We start from the raw sequence: 2,738 nt of genomic DNA, 5'->3' as shown, positions 1-2,738 counted from the left end.
AGCAAACCAAAACCGCATTTAAGAACTTCTACTGGAGCTGGCAGCACGGCGCTTTCAATCCGATTCACTTCTACGATATCGTTTCCACAAAGCTCATGGTTTCGTCAGAAATCCTGGCGGCCACACCAATGATTACCCTGGCCATCCTCGGCGGCGGCGCTTATGCTATGACCAACATTGCCGGGGCCGCGGGTAAATCGGCTTCCAGCAAGACCGATGCGTCTTCAGCGTCGCCCAAGTTGCGTAAGGTGGAGCCGCTCTCCACATATGGGGGCAAAAAGGTCAGCAATGCTTGGATGCAGGTTGGCCCTGGCAGCAAATATACTCGTGGTTCATCAGTGGCCGACCCCAACGCCTACTTAAAGGGCTTAGCGGGAAACGTTAATTTTACCAAAGAGGCATCTAGTGCTGTTAGCGGTGCAAAACAACGCGCAAAGACCGCCCGCTCTGCCGTGGCAGCTTCACGGCAGAGGCTCGCTCAAAGAACGGAGGCCGCTATCAATCAGATCGGCTCGAATATTACGGGGCAGAGCCAGACAACCACCCAGGGTAGCTTCGCCGACAGTTTGGCAGCAACCGTGGCCAAGGATTTGGGGTATGACAAGAAGCTCACCAATGAACAGGCCTATGAGGTGATGGCGCGGTTGGGGGCGAAACTACAAGGGATTGCGAATGGCTCATTCTCCGGCAAGAATGCTGAAAAAGAACTTCAGCAGGCCCTGGGTTCCATCGCTTCCGTTCTCGGTGTGGAGGCCAGCGCTGGCGCCACGGGCAAAATCGCCAACAAACTGCTGGAAGGCGCGGAGGAGGGGCACAAGGTCAATCAGCAGAACCTGAAGGAAGGGCGGCTGACTGAATCCGATGTTGGCGCGCTTCTTCGTCAGGCCATCGAGTCGGATACGGCGCAGTTCCAACAAATGGCCCAGGAGACCGAGCAATATCAGCAGCAGTACGAGGAAGCTCTGGCCGAACAACAATCTATCACGGAAACCGCTCAGCAAGTTCAGTCCGCGACTCGTGCCAGCGGCGGCTCCATTGCCGAAGTGCTGGCGAACCGCTGGCAGGCCGGCGATAGCGGTCCTTCTGCTTCGTGGAACCAGGACCGGTTCAACCAGTTCGTGGACAATATGCGGGACAAAGGTTACTTCGGTTCCGGCCCATCGGCGCAGAATCTCGCTCAGAATACGAAAGTACAGTTTGCCCAGCGGCTGGATGATACGCGTCAGCAATTGCATAAGATGGGATACCACCGCACCATGACACCGGAACAACTGGACGCCATCAGTAATTGGGTAGCCTATCAAGACACCGCCATGCCCACTGCTCGAGCAAGTTCGAAGTATTCCTCACTCAAACTGGATATGGCCAAGGACTACCTTGGACTATCCTCCGATACCTCGGCCATCACCCGGGCCAACCAGCAAATCGATGACCTGTCGGGCGGCATCGGCCACCCAGACAGCCATCCGGTGCAGGATATCCTGGATACGAAAGGCGAAGGCGGTTTGTTTGACGCTGCGTCCCAGGCCTACAATGACAAGCTTGTGAACACCCCAACACCCAGTGCCATGCACAACAAGGGCGTGAGCATGGCAAAGCAACGCGCCAAGGGTGGAAAGACGGAAGCAAAAAAACACTTCGACAACTCCAAGGTGGGGGAAAAGGCAAAAAGAAAAATCGACATTCGCCAGAATGCTATAGACGACAACGGCTTCATCAATACGGCGCAGCGTACAGATAACGTATTCAATAGCCTGAAAGCCATGAGCGCATCTACTAATGCTTCTGATTTACGAGAAGCTGCTACCAAGCTGCTAACGGATGAACTCGATCCGGAAAAACAGGACCCTCTAGGCGTCCCCAATGCAACGGTCCATGGAATAATGGCCACTGATGCGCTAAACAACCTGACCCGAAACCGGGGCGGCGCCGCCCTTTACACAAACGGGATACCGGATCCTGACAAGACCATGCGCTTCGTTTTCAACAAGGAAGCCGATGTGTTGGGCCTGTCTGACCCCGCCAAGCAACGCTACGTGCAAGCGCGTATGGCGGGGCTGGAAACGAACCTGAAGGGAAGAGCATATGCCGAACTCGGTGAGGTCTTGCGCCAGAACAAACCCGTCCCGCAGGAATATGCCTCAATGGCAGAGTATGAGCATGCTCTTCATGGCTGGAACGCGGCCCGGTTGGTGGCAACTGAACAGAGTGGCGCCCCGGGACTTCCGGATAACAATCCGGAACTGGAGGAACTGGCGGAGAAAGGCATCGACCTGCCGCCCCTCTCATCCCGACAAAACAACAGCTTGGTTAATCCGGCCGGCCTGGGGAGAGACCGGTCCCTGGTTATTTTGATCGAGCGTGCAGCGAATGATCCTCCGTGAACGGCCCCGACATGGCTAAGGTTACGTCCGGGTCAGTCGTCCCATTCCGTTCTGAAAACGTCCGCTATAGCAGACATGTGAAAACCAGAAATAATGGTAGGATCATCAAAGGGGTTATATGCTTCACAACCTCCATTTCTACCATCCAACCCCATTCTCCGCCGGTCTTCTTCCGCCTTGATGGCCTCGTACTTCGCCAGTTCCTCCGCCGGCGGATTATGGAGTTGGCCGTTCTCGTTCATGGCTATCAAAATCAGTACCAGCAGCGCACCAAAAAAAATAAATAGCAAAAACATCGTTGTTCTCCTTTCATTCATCTCCGCCACAACATCTTGTGGCCTTATCCAGGTCTGT

Annotated in this window: 2 protein-coding genes; one reads left to right on the top strand and one right to left on the bottom strand. The window is 54.9% G+C overall.

Going from position 1 to position 2,738, the window contains the following annotated elements; genetic code table 11:
• On the top strand, nt 1–2,384 hold a 2,384-nt coding region (locus ACOCD2_RS16045), incomplete at its 5' end, for a hypothetical protein (RefSeq protein ID WP_419625787.1).
• A 32-nt stretch (nt 2,385–2,416) separates the two neighbouring features.
• Here the strand turns inward: ACOCD2_RS16045 and ACOCD2_RS16040 are convergent.
• Nucleotides 2,417–2,738: hypothetical protein (locus tag ACOCD2_RS16040; RefSeq protein WP_419625786.1), on the bottom strand; the 322-nt coding region annotated here is incomplete at its 5' end.

Source organism: Thiolapillus sp., from assembly GCF_048562965.1.
GTDB classification, from domain to species: Bacteria; Pseudomonadota; Gammaproteobacteria; order Chromatiales; family Chromatiaceae; genus Thiolapillus; species Thiolapillus brandeum_A.
This window is presented reverse-complemented; position numbering and strand designations above follow the sequence as displayed.